General features: G+C 73.4%; 20 protein-coding genes. 6 read left to right on the top strand and 14 right to left on the bottom strand.

Features of this window, described 5'->3' with window-relative positions; translation table 11 throughout:
- Positions 1 to 96: 96 nt before the first annotated feature.
- A complete protein-coding gene (locus tag ACIGXE_RS20775; RefSeq protein WP_399749397.1) occupies positions 97 to 801 on the top strand; it encodes an IclR family transcriptional regulator in 705 nt (234 codons plus the stop codon).
- A gap of 42 nt (positions 802 to 843) precedes the next feature.
- Here ACIGXE_RS20775 and ACIGXE_RS20770 read toward each other — a convergent pair whose 3' ends face one another.
- The 3 genes from ACIGXE_RS20770 to ACIGXE_RS20760 form a co-directional block, all read right to left on the bottom strand.
- Complete coding sequence (locus ACIGXE_RS20770; protein ID WP_399749395.1) at positions 844 to 1,371, bottom strand: O-acetyl-ADP-ribose deacetylase; 528 nt, start codon at positions 1,369 to 1,371, stop codon at positions 844 to 846.
- 52 nt (positions 1,372 to 1,423) lie between these two features.
- A complete protein-coding gene (locus ACIGXE_RS20765; protein ID WP_399749393.1) occupies positions 1,424 to 2,848 on the bottom strand; it encodes a phytoene desaturase family protein in 1,425 nt (474 codons plus the stop codon).
- A gap of 62 nt (positions 2,849 to 2,910) precedes the next feature.
- Positions 2,911 to 3,780: an inositol monophosphatase family protein gene (locus tag ACIGXE_RS20760; protein WP_399749391.1), complete on the bottom strand. Its 870-nt coding sequence runs from the start codon at positions 3,778 to 3,780 to the stop codon at positions 2,911 to 2,913.
- A gap of 127 nt (positions 3,781 to 3,907) precedes the next feature.
- Between ACIGXE_RS20760 and ACIGXE_RS20755 the strand changes: the two genes are divergently transcribed.
- On the top strand, positions 3,908 to 4,963 hold the full coding sequence (locus ACIGXE_RS20755) for a biotin/lipoate A/B protein ligase family protein (protein ID WP_399749389.1): 1,056 nt from the start codon (positions 3,908 to 3,910) through the stop codon (positions 4,961 to 4,963).
- A gap of 423 nt (positions 4,964 to 5,386) precedes the next feature.
- Positions 5,387 to 6,271, top strand: a complete 885-nt coding sequence (locus ACIGXE_RS20750; RefSeq protein WP_399749387.1) for a hypothetical protein — start codon at positions 5,387 to 5,389, stop codon at positions 6,269 to 6,271.
- Positions 6,272 to 6,281: 10 nt separating this feature from the next.
- Here the strand turns inward: ACIGXE_RS20750 and ACIGXE_RS20745 are convergent, their stop codons facing one another.
- On the bottom strand, positions 6,282 to 6,878 hold the full coding sequence (locus ACIGXE_RS20745; protein ID WP_399749385.1) for a class I SAM-dependent methyltransferase: 597 nt from the start codon (positions 6,876 to 6,878) through the stop codon (positions 6,282 to 6,284).
- 175 nt (positions 6,879 to 7,053) lie between these two features.
- Entirely contained in the window at positions 7,054 to 8,589 is a 1,536-nt protein-coding gene (locus ACIGXE_RS20740) for an NCS1 family nucleobase:cation symporter-1 (protein ID WP_399749384.1), read from the bottom strand.
- 248 nt (positions 8,590 to 8,837) lie between these two features.
- Between ACIGXE_RS20740 and ACIGXE_RS20735 the strand changes: the two genes are divergently transcribed.
- Both ACIGXE_RS20735 and ACIGXE_RS20730 read left to right on the top strand, forming a co-directional pair.
- Positions 8,838 to 9,725 (top strand): metallophosphoesterase family protein, encoded by an 888-nt coding sequence (locus ACIGXE_RS20735; RefSeq protein ID WP_399749382.1) that lies wholly within the window; start codon positions 8,838 to 8,840, stop codon positions 9,723 to 9,725.
- Positions 9,722 to 10,375 carry a 4'-phosphopantetheinyl transferase gene (locus tag ACIGXE_RS20730; RefSeq protein WP_399749381.1) on the top strand — a complete coding sequence of 218 codons (654 nt, stop codon included), beginning with the start codon at positions 9,722 to 9,724 and terminating at the stop codon, positions 10,373 to 10,375. The genes ACIGXE_RS20735 and ACIGXE_RS20730 overlap by 4 nt, the downstream gene beginning before the upstream one ends.
- A 51-nt stretch (positions 10,376 to 10,426) precedes the next feature.
- Here ACIGXE_RS20730 and ACIGXE_RS20725 read toward each other — a convergent pair whose 3' ends face one another.
- The 9 genes from ACIGXE_RS20725 to ACIGXE_RS20685 all read right to left on the bottom strand — a co-directional run bounded on the left by ACIGXE_RS20725 (position 10,427) and on the right by ACIGXE_RS20685 (position 21,278).
- Positions 10,427 to 13,546: a tetratricopeptide repeat protein gene (locus ACIGXE_RS20725; RefSeq protein ID WP_399749379.1), complete on the bottom strand. Its 3,120-nt coding sequence runs from the start codon at positions 13,544 to 13,546 to the stop codon at positions 10,427 to 10,429.
- Between the two features lie 23 nt (positions 13,547 to 13,569).
- The gene (locus ACIGXE_RS20720; protein WP_399749378.1) at positions 13,570 to 14,070 is read right to left on the bottom strand and encodes a hypothetical protein; all 501 of its coding nucleotides are present in this window, start codon (positions 14,068 to 14,070) and stop codon (positions 13,570 to 13,572) included.
- A gap of 141 nt (positions 14,071 to 14,211) precedes the next feature.
- Positions 14,212 to 15,225 (bottom strand): TIGR03842 family LLM class F420-dependent oxidoreductase, encoded by a 1,014-nt coding sequence (locus ACIGXE_RS20715; protein ID WP_399749376.1) that lies wholly within the window; start codon positions 15,223 to 15,225, stop codon positions 14,212 to 14,214.
- Between the two features lie 11 nt (positions 15,226 to 15,236).
- Complete coding sequence (gene hydA / locus ACIGXE_RS20710; RefSeq protein ID WP_399749374.1) at positions 15,237 to 16,640, bottom strand: dihydropyrimidinase; 1,404 nt, start codon at positions 16,638 to 16,640, stop codon at positions 15,237 to 15,239.
- A 58-nt stretch (positions 16,641 to 16,698) separates the two neighbouring features.
- Complete coding sequence (locus ACIGXE_RS20705; protein WP_399749372.1) at positions 16,699 to 17,979, bottom strand: aspartate aminotransferase family protein; 1,281 nt, start codon at positions 17,977 to 17,979, stop codon at positions 16,699 to 16,701.
- Positions 17,976 to 18,818: a nitrilase-related carbon-nitrogen hydrolase gene (locus ACIGXE_RS20700; protein ID WP_399749370.1), complete on the bottom strand. Its 843-nt coding sequence runs from the start codon at positions 18,816 to 18,818 to the stop codon at positions 17,976 to 17,978. The genes ACIGXE_RS20705 and ACIGXE_RS20700 overlap by 4 nt, the downstream gene beginning before the upstream one ends.
- Before the next feature lie 204 nt (positions 18,819 to 19,022).
- A complete protein-coding gene (locus tag ACIGXE_RS20695; RefSeq protein WP_399749368.1) occupies positions 19,023 to 20,465 on the bottom strand; it encodes a UL36 very large tegument protein in 1,443 nt (480 codons plus the stop codon).
- 69 nt (positions 20,466 to 20,534) lie between these two features.
- Positions 20,535 to 20,924, bottom strand: a complete 390-nt coding sequence (locus ACIGXE_RS20690; protein WP_399749366.1) for a PPOX class F420-dependent oxidoreductase — start codon at positions 20,922 to 20,924, stop codon at positions 20,535 to 20,537.
- Between the two features lie 63 nt (positions 20,925 to 20,987).
- A complete protein-coding gene (locus ACIGXE_RS20685) occupies positions 20,988 to 21,278 on the bottom strand; it encodes a helix-turn-helix domain-containing protein (protein WP_399749364.1) in 291 nt (96 codons plus the stop codon).
- 33 nt (positions 21,279 to 21,311) lie between these two features.
- Between ACIGXE_RS20685 and map the strand changes: the two genes are divergently transcribed.
- Positions 21,312 to 22,079 (top strand): type I methionyl aminopeptidase, encoded by a 768-nt coding sequence (map, locus tag ACIGXE_RS20680; protein WP_399749362.1) that lies wholly within the window; start codon positions 21,312 to 21,314, stop codon positions 22,077 to 22,079.
- Positions 22,080 to 22,106: the final 27 nt, after the last annotated feature.

The raw sequence follows: 22,106 nt of genomic DNA, 5'->3' as shown, positions 1-22,106 counted from the left end.
AAACGCACAGGTCGCCGTTGTTCACCGGGGGTGTGCTCCGCACCCCCCAGATTCCTGGGATGGCGCCGCGGCCGGTCAGTTCCCACACTTTCGGCCATGTCGCACAGAACAACGGACACATCGGGGGAAGGACCGGCTGCCGGCAGAGGTGTGGTCGAGGGCGCGTTCGCGCTGCTCGACGCACTGCGGCGGCGGGGCGGGGAGGCGGGCCTGAGCGAGCTGGCCGCGGCGTGCGGGGTGCCGAAGGGGACCGCGCACCGGCTGCTCGACCAGCTCGGGCCGGTCGGGGCCGTCGAGCGGCGCGGCCGCAGGTATGTGCTGGGGCCGCAGCTGTTCCGGCTCGGGCAGTCGTGGCAGCCGTATCCCGGCCTGACGGCGGCGGCCCGGCCGGCCCTGCACCGGCTGCGGGCGGTGACGGGCGCGAGCGTGGTGCTCACCGTGCTGCGGGATGACCACGCGCTGACCGTCGTCTCGGTGCCGGGGCGCGCGGAGCCGCTCGTCCCCGTACGGGACGGCATGACGTTCCCGCTCGACTCGGCGCCCGGGCGTCCGCTCGTGAGCCGGGAAACGGGGCCTTGCGTGGACCGGGACGGGCTGGCGGTGGGGCTGACCTGTGCGGCCCTGCCGGTACGGGGGCCGGACCGCCGGGTGGTGGCCGCGCTCGCCGCGCTGACTCCCGCCGACGGGAGCGCGGCGGCGGTCGTCGCCGCGGTGGCCTCGGCGGCGACGTCGGTGGCGGCCGGTCTCGCCCGGGCGGTCTCCGGTGAACGGGCCCCGCTGGCCGCGGTCTCCGCGTACTGAGGCCCTGGCTCGTCGTGGTCCGGCCGTCGGGGGGCGGCCGGACTACGCGGACCGCAGTCGCTCGGCGAAGGTCTCGTACGCGACCTCGTCGAAGAGGACGAAGCGGACCTCCGTCACCGAGCGGGGGCGCGCCGCGCGGACGGTCTCGACGGCGATCCGGGCGCCGTCGTCCATCGGCCAGCCGTAGACGCCGGTGGAGACGGCCGGGAACGCCACCGTGCGGGCGCCCAGTTCGTCGGCCACCCGCAGGGATTCGCGGTAGCAGGAGGCGAGGAGCTCCGAGCGGTCCTCCTCTCGGCTGTGGACCGGTCCGACGGTGTGGACGACCCAGCGGGCGGCGAGCTTCCCGGCGGTGGTGGCGACGGCCTGGCCGGTCGCCAGGCCGCGGCCGTAGTGGCCGGCGCGCAGCTCGCGGCAGGCGGCGAGGACGGCGGGCCCGCCCTTGCGGTGGATGGCGCCGTCCACTCCCCCGCCGCCGAGCAGCGAGGAGTTGGCCGCGTTGACGATGACGTCGGTGTCCTGCTCGGTGATGTCGCCGCGGACCAGGATGATCTCGGGTCGGGTGCTCATGACTCCATCCTCCCGCCGCCGACCAGGCGGGACATCCGCTTTTCGCGTGGCCTCAGGCGGCGCCGGGGGTGCGCAGCCGGCGCCACACCGCCTTCGCCGCGTTGTGCCCGGACATGCCGTGCACGCCGGGGCCCGGCGGGGTCGCGGAGGAGCACAGGAAGACCGCCGGATGGGCCGTGTGGTACGGGAAGAGGGAGAGCTTGGGGCGGAGCACCAGCTGGAGACCCCGGGCGGCGCCGCAGGCGATGTCGCCGCCGACGTAGTTGGCGTTGCGGGCGGCGAGTTCGGGCGGCCCCACGGTGGCGCGGGCGAGGATCAGGTCGCGGAATCCGGGTGCGAAGCGCTCGATCTGGCGCTCCATGGCGTCGGTGAGGTCGCCGCGCCAGCCGTTGGGGACGTGGCCGTAGGCCCAGAAGACGTGCTTGCCCTCGGGGGCCCGGCCCGGATCGACCAGGCTGGGCTGGGCCGTGATGAGGAACGGGGTGTCGGGGGCGGTGCCGGAGGAGGCCTGGCGCAGGGCGGTGCCGATCTCGCCCGCGGTGGGACCGATCTGGACGGTGCCCGCCCGGCGGGCGGCCTCGGCGGTCCACGGCACGGGGCCCGACAGGGCGTAGTCGATCTTGAAGACGCTCGCGCCGTAGCGGTAGGCGTCGTAGGCGGAGCCGAGGCCCGCGATCCGGGCGAGGGCGGTGGGTGAGGTGTCGAAGACGTAGGCGCGGGCCGGAGGCAGGTCGTCCAGGCGCTTGACCTCGAAATCGGTGTGGACGGCGCCGCCGAGCTCCTTGAGGTATCCGGCGAGGGCGTCGGAGATCGACTGGGAGCCGCCCCGGGGCATCGGCCAGCCGGCCGCGTGGGCGGCGAGCGCGAAGACCAGGCCGACGGCGCCGGTCGCGAAGCCGTCGAGCGGGGCGATGACGTGGGCGACGAGCCCGGCGAACAGGGCGCGCGCCTTCTCGTCACGGAAGCGGCGCATCAGCCACGTGGACGGCGGGAGCCCGACGAGCCCGAACCGGGCCAGGGTGACCGGGTCACGGGGCAGTCCGGTGAGCGGCAGCTGCGTGAAGTCCCGCAGCAGGGTCTCCCAGTGGGGCAGGAACGGCATGACCAGGCGCCGGTACGCGCCCGCGTCCCGCGGCCCGAAGGACGCCGCGGTCTCGGAGACGGACCGGGACAGCACGGCCGCGGTGCCGTCGTCCCAGGGATGGGCCATGGGCAGTCGCGGGTGCAGCCACTCCAGGCCGTGGCGCTCCAGGGGCATGGTGCGGAACACGGGCGAGGTGACGCCGAGCGGGTGCACGGCGGAACAGGGGTCGTGCCGGAAGCCGGGCAGGGTGAGTTCCTCGGTGCGGGCGCCGCCGCCGACCGTCGGCCTCGCCTCGAACACGGCGACCGAGAAGCCCCGCCGGGCGAGCTCCACGGCGGCGGTCAGTCCGTTGGGTCCCGCCCCTACGACGACGGCATCGAGCATCGACGGCACCGTGGACTCCTTCGTCAGCCGGCGGCCAGGGATCCCAGCATATTCCCGACCCCGTAAGGGACTTACCCCGCCCCGAGCAGGGACCGGATCCGCGCCGCGGTGGCCGCGTCGCGGGCCGCGGTGAACGGGAGGGTGTTCCCCCCGGTGATGCGGAAGGGCTCTCCGGTGAGGGTCAGATCGGCACCGCCGGCCTCCGCGACGAGGAGCAGACCCGCCGCGTGGTCCCACGCGTACTCCCAGGAGAAGGCGACGGCGTCGAGCTCTCCCCGGGCGATGGAGAGGTATTCGAGGCCGGCCGAGCCGCAGGGGCGCGGGCGGACGCCCTCGGTGCGCAGGCCGAGCAGGGCGCGCTTCTGGTCCGGGGTGGTGTAGTCGGGGTGGGAGGTGGCCACCTCCAGGACCGCTCCGGGGGCGGGCGCGCCCGACCGTATCGCCGTCCCGTTCAGCGTGGCGCCGCGGCCGCGCACCGCGACCGCGAGTTCCTCCCGGGCGGGGGCAAAGGTCCAGGAGGCGAGGAGCTCGCCGCCCTGGGCGAGCGCCACGAGGGTGCAGAAGCCGGGGTCGCCGTGGACGAACTGACGGGTGCCGTCCACCGGGTCGACGATCCACACCGGGGCGTCGCCCTTGAGCTCCTCGTACACGGCGGGGTCGGCGTGCACGGCCTCCTCGCCGACCACGACGGAGCCGGGCAGCAGGGCGGTCAGGGAGGCGGTGAGGTGGGCCTCGGCGGCCCGGTCGGCGACGGTGACGAGGTCGTGCGGCCCGTTCTTCTCCACGATGTCGTGCGCGGCGAGCTGCCGGAAGCGCGGCATGATCTCGGCGGCGGCGGCCTTGCGGACCGCCTCCTCCACCTCGGCGGTGCCGCCGGCGAGCACGTGGGCGAGGAAGTCCGTCTCTCCGGTGGCGTGTCGGGTCGTGCGTCGTTCCGTCATGCGTCCATCCCACCACACCGCTCTGACATCCAGGGGGCCGCTCGGCGACCTGTGGACGACCGGCAGGCGGCCCCCGGGCCGCGAGTACGCTGTGATCGAGTTCATCCCTTACTTCCAGGGAGGGTCCGTGCACGGCGAGTACAAGGTCCCGGGCGGCAAGCTGGTCGTCGTCGACCTCGACGTGGAGGAGGGCGTGCTGCGCCGGGTCCGGGTCGCGGGCGACTTCTTCCTCGAACCGGACGAGGCGATCCTGGCGATCGACCGGGCCCTGGAGGGCGCGCCCGCCGACACGGACGCCGCGGGCCTCGCCGCCCGCATCGACCAGGCGCTTCCACCGGGCACCGAGATGTTCGGCCTGACCACGGAGGGCATCGGCGTCGCGGTCCGCCGGGCGCTCGCCCACGCGACCGACTGGACCGACTACGACTGGCAGCTGATCCACGAGCCGCCGCGGTCCCCCGTGCTGCACATGGCGCTCGACGAGGTCCTGACGGCCGAGGTGGCGGCCGGCCGCCGGCCGCCGACCCTGCGGGTGTGGGAGTGGGGCGCCCCGGCCGTGGTGATCGGCAGCTTCCAGTCGCTGCGCAACGAGGTGGACCCGGAGGCGGCCGAGCGGCACGGCATCCAGGTGGTGCGCCGGATCAGCGGCGGCGGCGCCATGTTCATCGAGCCCGGCAACACCATCACGTACTCGCTGTCGGTCCCCGACGCCCTGGTCCAGGGCCTCTCCTTCACCGACAGCTACGCCTATCTCGACGACTGGGTGCTCGGTGCGCTCGGCGACATGGGGATCAAGGCCTGGTACCAGCCGCTCAACGACATCGCGACGGACGCCGGGAAGATCGCGGGCGCCGCGCAGAAGCGCGTGGTCGCGGGCGAGGGCGCGGTGCTGCACCACGTGACGATGGCGTACGACATCGACGCCGACAAGATGACGGACGTGCTGCGGATCGGGCGCGAGAAGCTCTCCGACAAGGGCACCAGGAGCGCCAAGAAACGGGTGGACCCGTTGCGCCGGCAGACCGGGCTGACTCGCGAGGCCGTCATCGACCGCATGATCGCCTCCTTCTGCGGCCGGTATGGCCTGACGGAGGGCGGGGTCACGGAGGAGGAGCTGGCGCTGGCCAAGGAGCTGGCGGAGACGAAGTTCGCGACGCCGGAGTGGACGGCCCGGGTGCCGTGAGAGCGGGGCCCCGGCGCCGGGCCGGGGGCGGCGCGGAGGGCCGAGGGCGGCGCGGAGGGCCGGGGCCGCACGGAGAGCCCGGGGCCGCGCGGAGGGCTGGGCGCGCGCCGAGGGGCGGGGACGAAAGGCGGCGGGCCGGTGCCCGGGCCGGGGGCGGCGCGGAGGGCCGAGGGCGGCGCGGAGGGCCGGAGCCGCGCGTCCGCCGCCGAACTCCTCGGGGTACGGCAGGCCGAGCAGGGGGCTGCGCGCGCGCCGAAGGGCGGGGACGAAAGGCGGCGGGCCGGTGCCCGGGCCGGGGGCCGCGCGGAGGGCCGGAGCCGCACGGAGGGGCCCGGGGCCGCGCGCCGAGAGGCCTCGTACCCGATGCCGCGAGCCGAAGGGCCTCTGCGGTGGCGCCGCAGGGGCGGCTCGTAGGCTGCCCCCATGCGGATCGATCATCCCGTGCGGCCGGGGCTGCGGATGGAGTGCGCGGACGGCGGGCGGCTCGTGCTGGTGCAGGGCGAGCGGCCCGTCCTCTTCGCGCGCCAGCGGGCCGGCCGGCGCGGGGTGCACTACGCGCGGACCGGGGCGTACGTCTCGCCGCTGGCCCCGCTGACGGCGGCCACCGCCCGTGCCTTCGCCGCCTTCGCCGCGCCCGGCTCGGAGGCCTGGACCGAGCGCTGGGCCGCGCGTGCGGAGGCGGAGCTGCGCGGGGTGGCCGACGGGCCGCTGCACGCGGGCGACTGGAACCTGGGCCCGATGACGCCGGGCTGGTTCGTCGAGCGGAACTGGCCCAAGCCGCTCGCGCACGATCCCGACCGGGGCCATCTGACGTGGTTCGGCTACGGCGACCCGGACGAGGACGCCCGGGACCTGCTGCCGCTGCGGGCACTGTCCGGTCCCGGGGCGGCCCGGGTGAAGGCGTACCGCCGCCAGTACCGGGAGGGCGTGCTGCCGCCTGTCCTGCTGTGGTGGATCAGCGGCCTGAACTGCCCCGTGGTGCTCGACGGGCACGACCGGCTGGTAGCGGCCCTCGCGGAGGGCGGCCGCCCGCCGGTCCTGCTCCTGTCACGGGCGGTCGACGCCCGGTACGTGGCGCTGTGCGCGGCCCGTCCGGTCGAGGAGTACGAGCGGCGGACGGCCGCGGCCGACGGCCCGCTCGCTGCGGTGCACACGGCGGCGGCGAGCCGCCGGCTCGCCGAGACCCTGCGGGCGATCGAGCGGACCCCCGAGATCACCCGGGCCTGGCCGGTCGCCGGGGGTGTGGACGGCTGGGAGCGGGCCGCGGCGGCACACGTGCCCGGCTGGGGGCCGGACCCGCTCCCCTGATCCGTGCGGGTCAGGCGGCCGGGGTACGGGCGACGAGGATGAACTCGTTGTAGGGGAAGGCCTTGCCGAGCGAGCGGGCGAACGGGAAGGAGTAGGTGCGCTCGATCTTCAGGCCGACCTTCTCGGCGTGGGCTCGCAGCCCGTCGAAGTCGACGAAGCGCACGTGGGTGGCGTCCGTCTTGTAGCCGGCCTCCTGGGGACAGATCAGGACGACCGAGCCGCCGGGCTTCACCAGCGGCAGGTACTGCTCCAGGATCGTGTTGCCCAGGGTCTCGTCCATGTGCTCCAGGACGTGCGCGCACAGCAGGCTGTCGAAGGAGCCCGGGCCGCAGTCCGGGGCCTCGGCGAGCTCGTCGGGCGTGTACGCGGTGAGGCCGCGCTCACGGCAGGTGGCGACGGAGGTCGCGTTGTGGTCGACGCCCACGCTGTCGGGACCGCAGTTCAGCAGGTTGCGGCCGATGCCGCAGCCGACGTCCAGGACGCGTCCCAGGCCCAGGCGCTTCAGATTCCACCGGTACGGCGCCTGGGTGGGCAGCAGTCGCTTGATCCCCGAGTTCTCCAGCCGCGCGAGCCGCTGGGTGTAGTCGGAGGATTCCGTGCCGGACATCGACGACCGCCTTCTGTTGCTCTGTGTGAACGGAAAACGACACCGTGGGGCGGGCAGCGGCCTGGACATGCGTCGACACATGACCGATGGGGTGGATCGCACGCTTCCCGGGTGGTCTGTGCCGCTGAGGCTATGTCATGAAGACGGAAGGGTAAAGATCGGAGTGTCGCGTGGATCACTCCGCGGCCCGTCCGGTGCCGCCGGTGCGGTACCGGGCCATGAGGCCGGTGTAGAGGAGCAGGGAGGCGGCGAGGCCGACGGCCCAGCCGTAGTCGGCGAGGGGTTTGAGGAAGGGGATCAGGCCGTCCTCGGGGAACGGGCCGGTGCCGGGCGCCGAGTGGGAGCCGCCGACGGCGAGGACTCCGCCGACGGCGAAGGCGAGGACGGCGGCCGGGTTCCAGCCGCCCCGGTACCAGTACGGGCCGTCGGCCCGGTAGAGGCCGCCGAGGTCGAGCGCGGTGCGGCGGACCAGCCAGTAGTCGGCGATGAGGATGCCGGCCACCGTTCCGAGCAGACCGCCGACGAGACCGAGCCAGGTGAAGATGTACAGCTCGGGGGTGGAGGTGAGCTTCCACGGCATGACGAGGACGCCGACGACGCCGGTGATCAGGGCGCCCTTGCGGAAGTCGACCAGCTTCGGGGCGAGGTTCGAGAGGTCGTACGCGGGCGAGACGACGTTCGCGGCGATGTTGACCGACAGGGTGGCGACGAGGACCGTCACCAGGGCGAAGAGCAGTCCGAAGACGTTGTCGGTCTTGGCGGCGAGCGCCACCGGGTCCCAGACGGGCGCCCCGTACACGGCCTGTGAGCCGGAGGTGACCAGGACGGAGAGCAGCGCGAACAGCGTCATGGTGGTCGGCAGGCCGAGGGTCTGTCCCCACACCTGGGCGCGCTGTCCCGCCCCGAAGCGGGTGAAGTCGGGGATGTTCAGGCTGAGCGTCGCCCAGAAGGCGATCATGCCCATGAGGGCGGGGAAGAAGACGCGCCAGAAGTCGGCGCCCCAGCCGAGTTCGGACGGCTGGTCGAGGAGGGGTCCGAATCCGCCCGCCTTGACCGCGATCCAGACCAGCAGGACGAGCGCGCCGACGATCACGAAGGGCGCGGCCCAGTTCTCGAAGCGCCGGAGGGCCTCCATGCCGCGGTGGATGATCGCGAGCTCCAGCGCCCAGAAGAGGACGAAGCAGAGCCATAGCGTCCAGGGCCGGCCCGCGATCGGGGATGCCGAGGCCCAGTCGCCGCCGACGGCCTTGTCGAGCAGGACGAAGAGGCCCTGGCCGCCGATCCAGGTCTGGATGCCGAACCAGGCGCAGGCGACTCCGGCGCGGACGAGGGCCGGCAGGTTGGCGCCGCGCAGGCCGAAGGAGGCGCGGGCGAGGACCGGGAAGGGGATGCCGTACTTGGGCCCGGCGTGCCCGGTGAGCAGCATGGGCAGGAGCACGATCACGTTGGCGAGGGCGATGGTGAGGACGGCCTGGAGCCAGTCCATGCCGAGGGCGACGAGACCGGAGGCGAGCAGCCAGGAGGGGATGTTATGAGCCATGCCCACCCAGAGGGCGGCGAAGTTGTAGGTGGTCCAGCGGCGTTCGGCGACGGGGACGGGGAGCAGGTCGTCGTTGACGAAGCGCGGGTCGGCACCGGCGGCGCCGGGCGCGAGTTCGACGCCGCCGGGGGCGGCCGTGCCGGGTCTGTCCGAGGGCGTGGTGGCGGTCATGGGCGGCGTGCCCCTTCCGTGAGGGGTTCGGGGGACGGTGCGGGACGGACCGTGCGGGGTGTGCCGGGGGGCGGGGCAGGCCAGGAATGACGTCGCGGGTTCGTGCGTCGATATACCCGTCGGCGTACGCACACATTCCGGCCACCCGCCCCCGGCCGCCGGCGGCCCGGCGCGGCCGTACCGGACCGCACCGCGACGTGTCTCGATCCGCACCGGGCACCAACGCCCGCTGATCTAGGGTGAGAAGCATGTCGACACAGGGGGCTCTGCGAGCCATCAGTGACTTACACGTCGGCTACGCCGACAACCGCCGCGTGGTCGAGGAGCTCCGACCCGCCTCCCCGCACGACTGGTTGATCGTCGCCGGCGACGTCGGGGAACGCATGGAGGACATCGTCTGGGCGCTCACCCTGCTCCGCGACCGCTTCGCCCAGGTCGTCTGGGTGCCCGGCAACCACGAGCTGTGGACGCACCCGGAGGACCCGGGCGCGCTCCGCGGCGTCGCGCGGTACGAGCAGCTCGTGGCCCTGTGCCGTGGCCTCGGCGTCCTCACGCCCGAGGACCCGTACCCCACGTGGACGGGGCCGGGCGGTCCCGTGCGCATCGCCCCGCTCTTCCTGCTCTACGACTACTCGTTCCTCACCCCCGGCACGACCACCGTCGAGGAGTCGCTCGCCGCGGCACGTGAGGCCGGGATCGTCTGCACCGACGAGTACTTCCTCCACCCCGACCCGTACCCGAGCCGGCAGGCCTGGTGCGCGGCCCGGCTGGCGGAGACCGAACGGCGGCTCGCCGCGACGCCGCGCGACCTCCCGCTCGTCCTCGTGAACCACTGGCCGCTGATCCGCCGCCCCACGGAGGTGATGACCCACCAGGAGTTCGTGCAGTGGTGCGGGACGGTGCACACCGCGGACTGGCACCTCCGGTTCGGTACGGCGGCGGTGGTCTACGGCCATCTGCACATACCGCGCAGCGTCAGCTACGACGGGGTGCCCTTCCACGAGGTCTCGCTCGGCTATCCCCGGGAGTGGCGCCGCTTCGGGCTCCGCTCCGACCTGGCCCGGCAGATCCTGCCCGAGCAGCCCGCCGCCGGACGCCCCTTCTCCAGCGCGGGTGCCGGAGGCGGGTCCGCGTGATCGACCGCATCCTGCCGCCCGCGGTGCGCTGGTCGCACACCTTCGACGACCGGGACGACCCGCTGTTCCCCGAGGAGCTCGCTCTCGTGAGCCGCGCGGTCGAGAAGCGACGCGCCGAGTTCACCACCGTCCGCGCCTGCGCCAGGGACGCCCTCGCGGCGCTCGGCCACCCGCCGGTCCCCCTGCTCCCCGGCCAGCGGGGCGCCCCCGTCTGGCCGCGGGGGATCGTCGGCAGCATGACGCACTGCGCCGGCTATCGCGCGGCCGTGGTGGCCCGCGGCGACGAGATAGCGCTCCTCGGGATCGACGCCGAACCGCACGCCGCACTGCCCGACGGCGTCCTGGAGACCATCGCCCGCCCCGAGGAGCGCACGTCGCTGGCCGCCCTGCCGACCGCCGGCGGCGTCGCCTGGGACCGGCTGCTCTTCAGCGCGAAGGAGACGGTCTACAAGGCCTGGTTCCCCGTCACCCGGACCTGGCTCGACTTCGACGAGGCCAGCATCGACCTGTCCCCCGACGGGACGTTCACCGCGCGCGTGCTGATTCCCGGCTTCACCCCGTCCGGTGAGCGCCTGACCGGCTTTCACGGGCGCTGGCTCGTCGACCGGGGCATCGTCGTGACCTGCATCGCGATGCCCGGCGTCCGGTAGGCCCGCGGAAGCCCCCGTCGCCGTCCGACGGGGGCTTCGGTGCCCGTCTTCTCAGAAGTGACGTCGGCGCCGCGGCCGGCGACGTGCTTGACGCCTGACATGCCGGGCCGTTCGGTACACGCCGGCAAGACTCAGCCAGGTGGCGCGGGTGTCGGGATGCTTCGCGCCGAGCAGCCTCCTCTGCTTCATGTACGTGTCCTTGAGGAGCGGGAGGGCCTGGTCGAGGTCTCCTGCGGTGGCGAGGGCGACGGCCAGGTTGTGGCAGGCGGTGAGGGTGTGCGCGTGGTTTTCGCCGAGGCTCATGGTGCAGGCCATGAGGTTGTTCTCGTAGAGCGGCACGGCCCGGCCCGGTTCGCCCGCCTCTTGGTGCGCCCCGGCGAGTCCGTTGCGGGCGGTGAGCGTGTCGGGGTGGACGGGCCCACGCACCTGCTCCAGGCCGTCGAGAGCCTGCTGGAAGAGGGGCACGGCCAGGTTCGGGCTGCCCGCGAGCCGGTAGGTGTGCGCGAGCATTCCGAGGACGGCGAGGGTGTCCGTGTGGCGCGGGCCGAGGGCACGGGTCCGGGCCAGGTATGTCTGTTCGTACAGCGGGATGGCCAGGCCGACATCGCCCGCCTCGCGGTGGGCGTCGGCGAGGTGGCGCTTGCTGGTGAGGGTGTCGGGATGCTCCTCGCCCAGGGAGCTCTCCCGTGCTCGGAGGACCTCCTGGAAGAGCGGAACGGCCTGCGCGGGGCTCCCCGCCATGAGATGGGAGACCGCCAGGTCATGGCGGACGGTGAGGGACGCGGGGTCGTCGGCGCCGAGCCGGTGACGGTGCTCGCGGTCGGCCTGCTCGAACAGGGGAAGGGCATGGTGCGGGTCGTCGACGGCCAGGAACCCGTAGCCGATGTCGACACCACGGGTGTCGGGACGACTTCCGTCCCGCGGGGCCGCGTCCCCCCGCCCGGGAGCGCCGAGACGAACAGCCCGCTCCGGATCTCCGGCCGCCCGGAGAGCGAGAGCGAAGGCGACCCGGAGGGCACGGGTGATGCCGTGTTGCTCGCCGTGCACGCGCTCCATGGCGGGCAGGACCTCGTCGAACAGCGCGACGGCCCGGTCCGGCTCACCCGCCTCCCGGTACACGCCCGCCAGGTTGCCCCGCACGAGGAGGGTGTCCGGGTGCTCCTCGCCCAGGACGCGTTCCATGTCGCGGACGATGTCCGCGAAGAGAGGAACGGCCCGGGCCGGGTCCTCGCGTGCCACCCGCACTGCCGTCAGGTTGCTGCGCGTCACGAGGGTGAGGTGGTGGTCCTCGCCGAGGACTCGGCGGCAGGCGTCGAGGTTCTCCGTGAACAGGCGTATCGCTTCCGCGTGATCGCCGGCCACCAGCCGTGCGCGGGCCCGGGTGTTGCGGGCGGCGAGCGTGCTGAGGTCCTCGTCGTCCGCGGCACCGTCGACGACCGGACCGGGCGCGTGGTCCGGTCCGAGCAGGGCGAGGGCCTTGTCCGGCTCGCCCGTGGCGCGATAGGCGTCGGCCAGGTTGTTGCGGCCGGCGAGGGTGAGGGGGTGCGTCGGCCCCAGCACGCGGAGCGCGTCGGCGAGCGCCCGCTCGTACAGCGGGACGGCCTGCTTCACCTGTCCCGAGGCCTCGCGGGCGTGCGCCAGGTTGTGGCGGCAGGCGAGCGTGTGCACGTTGTCCGGGCCGAACTCCCGCTCGTGGTGGGTGAGTACGCGGCGGAGGTGCGCGGCGGCCCGGTCGGCGAGGCCCTGGCCGAGGAGGAACACGCCGGCGTGGTGGAGGAGCCGCGCCGTGGCGCCGGTGTCCTCGAACGGGAGCGTGTGTTCGGCGATGGCGTCCATGTGCGGAAGCAGGGTGCGCCCGGTGGGCCAGGTGCCGGTGTCGTTCCAGTCGATCGGCCTGACGGTTGCCTCCAGCGCGACCGTCGCGCGGGTCCGTGCCGCGGTGACGAGGCCGGGCGTGCGGTGCGGATCGTCGCCGACGGGGGTACGGGCGACGGACTGGACCAGCCGGTGCACGGAGAGGGCTCGCGCGGCGGGGTCCACCGTGATCATGCTGTACGCGTTGAGGACGCCGATCGCGCCCGCGACCACGGCCGGTCGGTCCTCGTCGTCCAGCAGGTCGGCGGGAATGCCGTCCGGCGCGTACCAGGCGAGAGTGCGCAGCATGTCGGAGGCGGATGGCTGGAGTTCGCCGATCCGGTCGAGGGTCACGCGCCAGATGCGGGCGATGGTGCGCTCCGCGACGGTGAAGCCCGCCCCACCCTGCTCGTACAACGGAGCGGGTGCCTGCCGGAGCAGCTCCAGATACGCGCGGGGGGTCAGCAGCGGGTTCTGGGCGAGGAAGGCGGCGGCCTGTTCGACGGCGAGGGGGAGATGGCCCAGATCCGCGCACAGTTCGGCCGCTCCGTCCATGTCCCGGGCGCCGCCGCCACGGACGATGTGGGTGAGCAGGGTCAGCGACTCGGCCGGTTGCAGGACGTCGAGCCGGATGACGGCGGTGGCGTCGTGCCAGACCGTGGCGAGTCTGCTGGTGAGGAGGAAGCGGCCCTCGGGCAGCCGGGCCAGGAGCGGGGCGATGTCGGCGATGTGGTTGACGTTGTCCAGGACGATGAGCCAGCCGCGGTGCGCGGCAAGCCACTGCAGTGCGTTCTCGGCGAGGGCCTCCACCGTCAGCACCTTGGAGGTGGCGGGCTGCAGGGCGGTGGCCAGGGCGGCCAGGCCCTGCTCCACGCTCGCCGCGCTGTCGGCGGAGATCCAGCGGACCGGCGTGAGTCCGTGCCGGGCGGCACGGGTGGCGGCCCAGTGCGCGGCCAGCGTGCTCTTGCCGACGCCGCCGAGACCGTGGACGGCCTGGAGCCATACGCCGCCGGCCGTCTTCATGGCGGCGTCGAGACGGTCGAGTTCGGTGGTGCGCCCCACGAAGTGGGTGGTCCGGTAGGGCAGGTTGTCCAGGCCGGGCCGGGCCTTCACCTCGGCCACGGGTCGTACCGCGTCTGACGGCAGCACCACGCTGGAGTGGTCGTTGTAGATGCCTGTGACGGCGATTCCGCCGTTCGTCGCGGTCGCGTTGCCGCTGTGTGTCACCTGCTGCCCGGGGGGATCGCCGCCGACCGTCCCGCCGGCCAGGGTGCGCCTGCCCGCGTCGTACCTTCTTCCCCACCGCCACTTCGCCATGCCGTTGCCCCCGTCCCGGTCGCCTATCGGTTGATGACGCCGCTGACCGCGGTGGATCCCGTGCCGGTGGCCTCCGCATCCCCGGTGCGCACGGCTCGAGCGGCCGGTCCACCACCGGAGCGCTGCACCCCCGTCACCGCGCTGGCGCCGTCCCGTGCCACGGCGTTCCCGGTGTCCAGTGCTGTGTCGCCCGAGGCGCCGGCGACGAAGTCCGCCAGCGTACGCAGACCCTGGACGGCTCGCTCCCGGTCCTCTCCGTCGAGGGACTCGAGCAGGGCTGTGAACCTCTCCTGCCAGGCGCCTTCCTGGCGGAGCACCTCCCGGTCCGGGGCGGCGGTGCCCGGCTCCAGGGCGCGGGCCGTGCGGTCGAGGCGTTCCAGTTCGGCACGTCCCCGCTCGGCGTCGCCGCGGCCGACGAGCTCGGCGACCCGGGCCCGTACCTCGTGCCAGGCGTCCGTTCCGGCGGCCTGGACCACCGCCCCGCCGCCCGCCGCGGCCAACGCCGCCAGAGCCTCGGCCAACACCCAGCCCTCACCCGCCCCTCGCGTCTGGAAAACTACCGGCAACATACCCGCGGCTCGTCGCGTGTGGGGGCCGAATCAGGCCAGTTGAGAGAGGTCGAGGATCGGGGCGGGGGCTGGGCGGTGTGTCCGCCGGCAGCTTCGTCAGCGGAATGCCGGGATGATCTCGGCGCCGTACGCGTCGATCGTGCCCTCGCGGTTGTCGTGCATGTCGTAGACGGCGAACTGGTCGACGCCGAGGTCCTTGAGGTGGCGGAGCTTCTCGATGTGGGCCTCGGCGGGGCCCAGGAGGCAGAAGCGGTCGACGATCTCGTCGGGGACGAAGTCGGTGGACGGGTTCCCGGCGCGGCCGTGGTGGCTGTAGTCGTAGCCGTGCCGGTTCTTGATGTAGGTGGTGAGCTCGTCGGGGACCATGGCGGAGTGTTCGCCGTACCTGGCGACCAGGTCGGCGACGTGGTTGCCGACCATGCCGCCGAACCAGCGGCACTGTTCGCGGGCATGGGCCAGGGCCTCGGCGGAGTCGTCGGAGGTGACGTACGCGGGGGCGGCGACGCAGACGGTGACGGCGGCCGGGTCGCGGCCGGCGTCGGCGGCGGCCTGCCGGACGGCCTTGACCATCCACTCGGTGAGGAAGGGGTCGGCGAGCTGGAGGATGAAGCCGTCGGCCTTCTGGCCGGCGAGCGCCAGGGCCTTCGGTCCGTAGGCGGCCATCCAGACCGGCAGCCTGCCGTTCCTGACCCACGGGATGCGCACCGGGTTGCCGTCGACGACGGCCTCGCGGCCCTCGGCGAGGTCGCGGATGACCTCGATGGCCTCGCCGAGCCGGGCGAGGGTGTTGGGCTTGCGGCCGGCGACGCGCATGGCGGAGTCGCCGCGGCCGATGCCGCAGACGGTCCGGTTGCCGTACATGTCGTTGAGGGTGGCGAAGGTGGAGGCGGTGACCTCCCAGGTCCGGGTCCCCGGGTTGGTCACCATGGGACCCACGTGCATCTTGGTGGTGTGTTCGAGGATCCGGCTGTAGATGACGAAGGGTTCCTGCCAGAGCACGGCGGAGTCGAAGGTCCAGCCGTAGCGGAAGCCGTTGCGTTCCGCCCGGCGCATCAGGCCGACGACCTCCGAGGCGGGCGGGTCGGTCTGCAGGACGAGTCCGAAGTCCAAGGGGCGGTCTCCTAGTTCAGGTACTGGCAGGTGGAGCGGGGGACGAAGCTGCCGTGGCCCGCGCGGCCGGTGAACTTCCGCTGTTCGATGACGGGTTCGCCGCGCGACAGGACGGTCTCGACCTGGCCGGTGACCGTCTTCCCCTCGTACGCGGAGTAGTCGACGTTCATGTGGTGGGTGGCCGCGGACAGGGTCTGCACGGCGTGCGGGTCGTAGATCACCACGTCCGCGTCGGCGCCCGGCGCGATGGTGCCCTTCTGGGGGTAGAGGCCGAACATCCGGGCCGGGCTCGCGCAGGCGATCTCGATCCAGCGGCGGCGCGAGATGTGCCCGTCGACGACGGCCTGGTGAAGCAGGTCCATGCGGTTCTCGACGCCCGGCAGCCCGTTGGGGATCTTGGAGAAGTCGCCGAGGCCGAGGTCCTTCTGGCCCTTGAAGCAGAAGGGGCAGTGGTCGGTGGAGACGACCTGGAGGTCGTCGGTGCGCAACCCGCGCCAGAGGGCCTCCTGGTGCTCCCGGGGCCGCAGCGGGGTGGAGCAGACGTACTTGGCGCCCTCGAAACCGGGCTCGGCCAGGTTGTCGGTGGACAGGAACAGGTACTGCGGGCAGGTCTCGCCGAAGACCGGCAGCCCCTTGTCGCGGGCGGCGGCGAGTTCGGCGACGGCCTCCTCGGCGGAGACGTGCACGACGTAGAGCGGGGAGCCGGCGACGCGGGCGAGCTGGATGGCCCGGTGCGTGGCCTCCGCCTCCAGGAGCGCCTTGCGGACCTCGCCGTGGTAGCGGGGGTCGGTCTCGCCCCGGGCGAGGGCCTGTTCGACGAGGACGTCGATGGCGATGCCGTTCTCCGCGTGCATCATGATCAGCCCGCCGTTGGCGGCGCCGCGCTGCATGGCGCGCAGGATCTGTCCGTCGTCGCTGTAGAAGACGCCCGGGTAGGCCATGAAGAGCTTGAACGAGGAGATGCCCTCCTGGACGAGCCGGTCCATCTCCTTCAGCGTGTGCTCGTTGACGTCGGAGAGGATCATGTGGAAGCCGTAGTCGACGGCGCAGTTGCCGTCGGCCTTGGCGTACCAGGCGTCGAGGCCCTCGCGCAGGGAGTGGCCGACGGTCTGGACGGCGAAGTCCACGATGGTGGTGGTGCCGCCCCAGGCGGCGGCGCGGGTCCCGGTCGCGAAGGTGTCGGAGGCGAAGGTGCCGCCGAAGGGCAGCTCCATGTGGGTGTGGGCGTCGACGCCGCCCGGGATGACATAGCGGTCGGTGGCGTCGATGACGCGTTCGGCGGTCCAGCCGTGGGCGATGTCGGAGCCATGGGCGGCGAGGGCGGCGATCCGCCCGTCCTCGATCAGGACGTCGGCGTGGAGCTCGTCGGCGGCGGTGACGACGAGACCGCCGCGGATGAGGGTGCGGGTGCTCACGGGACTTCTCCCTGCGAACTAGAGGGATCGCGAACTGGAGTGGACGTGCGGTGCCGAACTAGAGGGAGCGGAAGGACTGTTCGAGGATCTCCGCGCCTTCCTCGGCCTCGGCGACGGTGAGCGACAGGGGTGGCGCGATGCGCAGGGCACTGGTGTTGTGCCCGCCGCCCTTGCCGATGAGCAGGCCGTTCGCGCGGGTGGCCTCCAGGACGGCGGCCGCGGCGTCGGGGTCGGCGCGGTCGGTGCCGGGCTCGGTGAGTTCGACGCCGATCATCAGGCCCCGGCCGCGGACCTCGCGTACGGCGTCGATGCCCGCGGTGATGCCGCGGAGGCGTTCGATGAGGAGCCCGCCGACGCGTCGGGCGTTGCCCTGGAGGTCGTGTTCCAGCAGGTAGGCCAGGTTGGCGAGGCCCGCGGCCATGGTGACCGGCGAACCGCCGAAGGTGGAGATGGAGTTGGCGTCGAGGCAGTTCATGATCTCGGCGCGGGCGACGACGCCGCCGACGGACATGCCGTTGCCGATGCCCTTGGCGAAGGTCAGCATGTCCGGGGGGCCGGCCTGGCCGTGCGCCTGCCAGCCCCAGAAGTGCTCGCCGGTGCGGCCCCAGCCGGTCTGCACCTCGTCGGCGATCCACAGGATCCCGTGCCGGTCGAGGACGCGGCGGAAGGCGGCGTAGAGCCCGTCGGGCGGGGAGGTGAAGCCGCCGACGCCCTGGATGGGTTCGGCGATGAGGGCAGCGACGTCGCGGGTGTGGCCGAGCAGGTCCTCCAGGTCGGCGACGCAGGCGTCGACGAACCGCTCGTCGGTGTACTGGGCGTAGGGGCCGCGGGTGCGGACGCCGCCGTGCACGTACAGGGTCTGGAGCGGGGAGAGGCCGGTGGGCGACCAGGAGCGGTTGCCGGTGATGCCGACGGTGGAGAAGGAGCGCCCGTGGTAGCTGTTGCGCATCGCCAGGATCTGGTTCGAGCGGCGGTAGGCGGTGGCGAGAAGCAGGGCGGTGTCGTTGGCCTCGGTGCCGGAGGTGGTGAAGAAGACGCGGGCGTCGGGGATTCCGGAGAGGGCGGCGATCCGCTCGGCGAGCTCGACCATGGGCCGGTTGAGATAGAGCGTGGAGGAGTGGATGATCCGCCCGGCCTGCTCGGCGACGGCCTTGGTGACCTCGGGGAGGGCGTGGGCGGTCATCGTGGTGAGGATGCCGCCGAAGAAGTCGAGGTAGCGTCTGCCGTCCGAGTCCCAGACGTGGCGGCCCTCGCCGTGGGTGAGCTCGAGGGGGTCCTTGTAGTACAGGGCGACCCAGTCGGGGATGACGGCACGGTGGCGGTCGTAGAGGCTGCTCACGGCTGCACCAGCCCGTCGTAGGCGTCGGGGCGGCGGTCGCGGTAGAAGGCCCACTGCCGGCGGACCTCCTCGATGAGCCCGAAGTCGAGGTCGCGGACGAGCAGTTCCTCCTCCTTGTCGGAGCAGACGTCGCCGACGAACTGGCCGCGCGGGTCGACGAAGTAGCTGGTGCCGTAGAAGTCGTTGTCGCCGTACTCCTCGATGCCGACGCGGTTGATGGCGGCGACGAAGTACTCGTTGGCGACGGCGGCGGCGGGCTGCTCCAACTGCCACAGGTAGGACGAGAGTCCGCGGTGGGTCGCCGACGGGTTGTACACCAACTGGGCCCCGTTGAGACCGAGTTGGCGCCAGCCCTCGGGGAAGTGGCGGTCGTAGCAGATGTAGACGCCGACCTTGCCGACGGCGGTGTCGAAGACGGGCCAGCCGATGTTGCCCGGGCGGAAGTAGTACTTCTCCCAGAAGCCCTTGACCTGCGGGATGTGATGCTTGCGGTACTTGCCGAGGTAGGAGCCGTCGGCGTCGATGACGGCGGCGGTGTTGTAGTAGAAGCCGGCGCCCTCGATCTCGAAGACGGGCACGACGATCACCATCCCGGTCTCCCGGGCGAGGTCCTGCATCCGGCGCACGGTGGGCCCGTCCGGCACGGGCTCGGCCCACCGGTAGTGCTCGGGCTCCTGGACCTGGCAGAAGTACGGAGCGTTGAACACCTCCTGGAACCCGATGACCTTCGCCCCCTGCCGGGCCGCCTCGCGGGCGTGCTCCTCATGCTTGGCGATCATGGATTCGGTGTCGCCTGTCCAGGTCGCCTGGACGAGCGCGGCACGTACGACGTCGGTCATGAGCTGCTCCTTCGGCGCGGCGTCAGAGAGCCTCTACGCACGTAGACGCGATGCGTAGGAGGAGAACGTAAGCCCCGTCACACCCCGGAGCAAGACCACTGCCGTGAAGTAGCGGAGTCGATCATGTTTCATACCCGAGTGGTCCACGTCGGACACCTACCGACACGTCCGGAACCGTACCGATCGCGCGGCGAGGAACCGCCCTCAGGCCAGTCCGGCCACCCGCAGCGCGTGCAGCAGGTCGCGCTCCCGGGCCGGGGAGACGGCGCGGGCGGCCGTGACCAGGCCGGCGGTGAGCGCGGGCGGGTCCACGGCGGCGAGCTGGGCCGCCTCCTCCAGGGTGCGGGCGCGCAGGAAGGCCGCGAGCAGCGCCTGGGCCTCGGCGTGGCGGCCGTCGGCCTCCAGGGCGGCACAGGCGGCCGCCAGCTCCTCGACCGGGCGGGCGACGCCCTGGCGCAACAGCTGGTCGCAGTCGTACGGGCGGCCCGCGTCGGCGAGTGCGCCCGCGACGGCGGCGAGCCGGACCGGCGGAAGGGAGGCCGCCTCCCAGAGCAGCGTGGCCCAGTCGGCGCCGAGCCCGGCGGCGTGCAGCTCGGAGGCGAGCGCGGGCAGCCAGTCGGGCGGCCCGGCCAGCGCCTCGCAGAGCAGCGCGTGCGCCTCGCCGCTGCGGCCCTGCGCGCGCAGCCGGCGGAGGGCGTAGACGGCGTTGCCGGCGGCGCGGGCGGCCTGATCGGCGGGGGCGCCCCGGCCTGGAGTGGCCCGGTCGCGGGCGGGGGTCGGCCTCGGCGCGGGCGATGCCGACGGGTCGGGAAGCGAAGCGAAACGGGCGCCACGTGGAGCCCGCGCCGGGGCGGCCGGCAGGTCCAGGGGCGGGGCCGGTTCGCGGGCCGGGATCGGGGCCGGCCCGGATTCCGGGACCTCCAGCCACGCGTAGCGCGCCCCTCGCGGGCGACGGCGCTTGGGCGACGGGTCCGCCGGAGCCGGGGTGTCGGCCGGAGGCCGGGTGTCGGCGGGAGCCGGAGCGGCGGCCGCAGCCCGGGTGTCGGCGGGTGCCGAAGCGCCCGCCGGAGCCCGGGTGTAGGAGGGTGCCGGAGCTGCGACATAGGCGGCCTGGGCGGTCTGAGCGATCTGAGCGGCCTGGGCGGTCTGAGCGGTCTGGTGGATCGGACGGGTCAGGCGGGTCAGACGGGCGGTGAGTTCCGCGATCCGCGCCTCGGCGCGGGTCAGGTCGTCCCGGGCCCACACCAGTTCGGCCATGGAGTCCGGCGAGACCAGGGAGTCCGGAGAGCTTCCGAGCTCACGGACGCGGGCCTCGGCGGCACGGGCCTCGCGTCGCATCAGCTCACGGCGTTCGGCCAGGGCCGCCGCCCCGCCGGGCGCGCGGTCGTGGGCCGTCGACGCGGCCTCGTGCAGGGCGCGACCCCGGGCGGTCCAGGGACTGTCGGCCGGCTCGGCCAGGTCGTGGAGGAGGGACTCCACGACGTCCCAGGGGAGGATGTCCGCGCCCTCGAAGCAGGCGCGCATCCCCTCCGGGTCGCGGGTGGCGAAGACCCCGTACCAGCCCCGGCCAGGGTCGAGACGGCCGGCGAGGTTCCGCAACCAGGTCGCGAACGCCTCTACCTCCGCCGGGAGTTGTCGCACCGTCATTCCGCTGCCTTTCGGTCCACCGGCATTGGACCGCACGCGTGTTACGGGACGGCTACGCAGAGTTTTCGGTCAGGGTGCCGTGAAGCTCACGACGATGCCCGTGTGGGGGCGCTTGCCGAGACGGGCGAGGATCGCGGGCCAGTCGACCGCCCAGAACTGCCACGTGTACTTGCGCGAGAGGAGGCGGCGGACCCGGCGCAGCTCCTCGCCCGTGACCAGCCGGGCCGTGCCCTCCACCCGTACGGCGTCCTCCGTGACGTTCCCGCGCAGATCGCAGACCGCCACCACGACGCGGGGGTCGTGGCGCAGTCGCTTCACCTTCCAGGAGTCGGTGCGGGTCCAGGCGTACAGCCGGTCGTCCTCGACCGCGTACCAGACGGGGGTGGCGACTCCGGTGCCGTTCTTCCGGAAGGTGGTCAGACTGACGTAGCGGCCGCGCCGCAGCTCCTCGGGTATCACGACCGCCGAGCTTACGCAGGGTTCCCGTCGCCCCCGTCACAGGCCTCGCGGGCCTCGGTCCAATCAGGCGGCCTCCGACGGCACCGCGACCGTCACCGGCATAGCCGCCGGCACCGGTACGCAGTGCGTCACCAGCTCGTCCATCGACAGCCCGAGGACGCCCGCGAGGGCGGCCACGGTGAAGAAGGCGGGCGTGGGGGCGCGGCCCGTCTCGATCTTGCGGAGGGTCTCCGCGGAGAGGCCGGCCGCGGCCGCGATCTCCGCCATCGAGCGGCTACCTCGGGCCTCGCGCAGGAGGCGGCCGAGCCGTTCGCCGCGCTCGCGCTCTTCGGGGGTCAGGGGGGTGCGCACCATGGAGCCCATTCTAATACCGGTATAGTAATTGGCATGGTGGAGATCAAGTCGGACGAGAACCTGTTGCTCATGCGCGAGGCGGGGCGGGTGGTGGCCCAGGCCCTGGAGGCCGTACGGGAGAAGGCGGCGCCCGGCGTGACGCTCGCCGAGCTCGACCGGGCGGCGCGGGAGGTGCTCGCGGCGGCGGGCGCGGGCTCGCCGTTCCTCGGCTACCGGCCGGACTGGGCGCCGGTGCCCTTCCCGGCGGTGGTCTGCCTGTCGGTGAACGACGCGATCGTGCACGGCGTGCCGGACGGCACCCGGCTCGCCGACGGCGACCTGGTGAGCGCGGACTGCGGGGCGGTGCTCGGCGGCTGGGTCGGCGACTCGGCGGTGAGCTTCACGGTCGGCCGGGCGCGCCCCGAGGACACCCGGCTGATCGACACGGCCTACGAGGCCCTGGAGGCGGGGATCGCGGCGGCCGTGGTCGGCAACCGGGTCGGGGACATCGCGCACGCCGTCGGCCGGGTCTGCCGGCGCGCGGGGTACGGCATCCCGGACGGCCTCGGCGGGCACGGCGTGGGCCGCACGATGCACGAGGGCCCGGACGTCCCCAACGAGGGACGCCCGGGGCGGGGCATGCCGCTGCGGCACGGCATGGTGGTCGCGATCGAGCCGATGCTGATCGGCGGCGGTCGCGACGACCACTACACGGCGCGGGACGGGTGGACGATCCGGACGATCGACGGCTCCCGCGCGGCCCACACCGAGCACACCGTGGCGATCACGGACGACGGCCCGAGGGTCCTGACGGCCCTTTGACCACCCTCAGGACCCGCAGCCACCGTC

The organism is Streptomyces sp. NPDC053431, from assembly GCF_044544925.1.
Lineage (GTDB): Bacteria > Actinomycetota > Actinomycetes > Streptomycetales > Streptomycetaceae > Streptomyces.
This window is presented reverse-complemented; position numbering and strand designations above follow the sequence as displayed.

Coding starts and splice junctions, on each gene's coding strand:
- ACIGXE_RS20775 (WP_399749397.1), top strand. CDS start 97: ATGTCGCACAGAACAACGGACACATCGGGGGAAGGACCGGCTGCCGGC.
- ACIGXE_RS20695 (WP_399749368.1), bottom strand. CDS start 20,465: ATGACGGTGCGACAACTCCCGGCGGAGGTAGAGGCGTTCGCGACCTGG.
- ACIGXE_RS20760 (WP_399749391.1), bottom strand. CDS start 3,780: ATGACGGAACGACGCACGACCCGACACGCCACCGGAGAGACGGACTTC.
- ACIGXE_RS20750 (WP_399749387.1), top strand. CDS start 5,387: ATGCGGATCGATCATCCCGTGCGGCCGGGGCTGCGGATGGAGTGCGCG.
- ACIGXE_RS20735 (WP_399749382.1), top strand. CDS start 8,838: ATGTCGACACAGGGGGCTCTGCGAGCCATCAGTGACTTACACGTCGGC.
- map (WP_399749362.1), top strand. CDS start 21,312: ATGGTGGAGATCAAGTCGGACGAGAACCTGTTGCTCATGCGCGAGGCG.
- ACIGXE_RS20770 (WP_399749395.1), bottom strand. CDS start 1,371: ATGAGCACCCGACCCGAGATCATCCTGGTCCGCGGCGACATCACCGAG.
- ACIGXE_RS20740 (WP_399749384.1), bottom strand. CDS start 8,589: ATGACCGCCACCACGCCCTCGGACAGACCCGGCACGGCCGCCCCCGGC.
- ACIGXE_RS20700 (WP_399749370.1), bottom strand. CDS start 18,818: ATGACCGACGTCGTACGTGCCGCGCTCGTCCAGGCGACCTGGACAGGC.
- ACIGXE_RS20745 (WP_399749385.1), bottom strand. CDS start 6,878: ATGTCCGGCACGGAATCCTCCGACTACACCCAGCGGCTCGCGCGGCTG.
- ACIGXE_RS20725 (WP_399749379.1), bottom strand. CDS start 13,546: ATGGCGAAGTGGCGGTGGGGAAGAAGGTACGACGCGGGCAGGCGCACC.
- ACIGXE_RS20685 (WP_399749364.1), bottom strand. CDS start 21,278: ATGGTGCGCACCCCCCTGACCCCCGAAGAGCGCGAGCGCGGCGAACGG.